Source organism: Mesorhizobium sp. M7A.F.Ca.AU.002.02.1.1 (assembly GCF_003998535.1).
In the GTDB taxonomy this organism is placed as follows: Bacteria; Pseudomonadota; Alphaproteobacteria; order Rhizobiales; family Rhizobiaceae; genus Mesorhizobium; species Mesorhizobium ciceri.
On record NZ_RZPB01000955.1, the window covers coordinates 1 to 1,972 of the forward strand.

Consider the following 1,972-nt stretch of genomic DNA (forward strand, 5'->3'; position numbering starts at 1 on the left):
CGCTTTGTCGCTCACCAGCCTGATCCTCAAGCAAACGCCGGGGCTGCCGGTGCTGTGGATCGGCACATCGGAGATTTTTCGCGAGGCCGGCTTTCCCTATGCCAGGGGGCTTCACGCCTCGTTCGGCATCGAGCCGGAGCAATTGCTGTTTTCCGAGGCGCCAAGGCTCGTCGATGCGCTGTGGGTCGCCGAGGAGGCGGCCCGGATGACGGCGCTCGCCGCCGTCATCCTGGAAATCCGCGGCAATCCGCAGCGGCTTGACCTGACCGCGACACGCCGGCTGCATGCAAGGGCGCAAGCGGCCGGCCGGCCGGTGTTCCTGCTGCGGCAGGCGGCTGGGCCCGAACCGACGGCGGCACCCGTCCGCCTCATCGTCGCCTCGGCGCCGGCGGTGCCGCGCGACACCATCGCCGGGCCGCTGGCCGGCTCGATCGGCCGCCCGGCCTTCACCCTCACCATCGGCAAGAGCCGCACGGCCCTGCCTGGACAATTCACACTGGAGTGGAACCCCGATGAACGCGCATTCGACGAAAGAGCGGGCGAGGCAAGAGACCGGGCAAAGAATCCTGTCCCTGTGGTTTCCCTATCTGGCGGCGGAAAGGATCCTGCGCCAGCGTCTGGGGCGGTCCTGGCGTTCCCGGTCGTCGGATCACCCATCTCACCCGCCGCTCGTGATCAGCCATCGCGACCGCAACGCACAGCGCATCTCGGCCCTCGACGAGCGGGCTGAGGCGCTGCACCTGAAGCGCGACATGGGCATCGCCGATGCGCGCGCCATGCATCCGTCGATCGACGTCGTCGAGGCCGATCCGGAAGCCGATCGCCGCCTGCTCGAAGGCCTCGCCGACTGGTGCGACCGCTACACCCCGCTGGTGGCGCTGGACGGGGCAGACGGCCTGTTTCTCGACGTCACCGGCTGCACCCATCTGTTCGGCGGCGAGCGCGCCATGCTGGACGACATCCTGTCGCGCTTCTTCCATCAGGGTTTCGATGTCCGCGCCGGGCTTGCCGCGACGCCGGGTGCGGCCTGGGCGGCGGCACGCTTTTGCGGCGACCGCATCGTTGTGTCAGGCGAGGAGGAGGCGCTGCTGGCGCCCCTGCCGCTGGCCGCGCTGCGCATAGAACCTTCGACCCGCACCAGCCTGGAAAGTGTGGGCCTGCGCACGGCGGGCGCCGTCATGGCGGCACCGCGCGCGCCGCTCGCCCGCCGCTTCGGCGCCCTGCTGCTCCTGCGCCTCGACCAGGCGCTTGGCCGGCTCCACGAGGCGGTGTCGCCGCGCCTGCCCGTCGCGCCGCTTTCGGTCGAACGCCACCTCGCCGAACCCGTCACCCTGACCGAGGACATCGAACGGCTGGTGGGCATGCTGGCGGCGACCTTGAAGACCGACCTCGAGCGCCGCGGCGAGGGCGCCCGGACGCTGGCGCTGCTGCTCTTTCGCGTCGACGGCGCCGTCAGCCGCATCGCGCTCGGTACCTCGCGGCCGATGCGCGAACCCATGCTGATCCAGAAACTGTTCCATGAAAGGCTGGCCGCGCTCGAACAGGATATCGATGCCGGCTATGGTTTCGATCTGGTGCGGCTCTCGGTGTTGGCATCAGCCACCTTCGACATGCAGCAGGCCGATCTTGCCGGCGAGGTGACCGACGACGGCGCCGATATCGCGCTGTTCGCCGACCGCATCCGCGCCCGGCTCGGCGATGGCGCGGTTCTCCGGGCAGTCGCGGTCGAAAGCCATCTGCCGGAGCGTGCCGTCGCCACCATCCCCTTCACCGACGCGCCGTGCCGGACCACGCCGCCGAAGAAGCCGGACAGGCTGCAGGCACCAAAAACCATATTTCCGCCGGAACGACCGATCCGGCTGTTCCGCTCGCCCGAACCCATCGATGTGCCGGCCACCGAAATGCCGGAAGGACCGCCGCTGAACTTCCGCTGGCGGCGCGCGCTCTACCGGGTCAAGCGCGCCGAAGGGCC

The 1,972-nt window shown here is 69.8% G+C and carries 2 protein-coding genes; both read left to right on the top strand.

The window, feature by feature from the left end:
• The coding region (locus EN879_RS40325; protein ID WP_127274598.1) for a hypothetical protein at positions 1 to 730 on the top strand (730 nt) is incomplete at its 5' end.
• A partial coding sequence (locus EN879_RS33740; RefSeq protein WP_164774757.1) for a DNA polymerase Y family protein occupies positions 672 to 1,972 on the top strand: 1,301 nt, incomplete at its 3' end. The genes EN879_RS40325 and EN879_RS33740, both read left to right, overlap by 59 nt.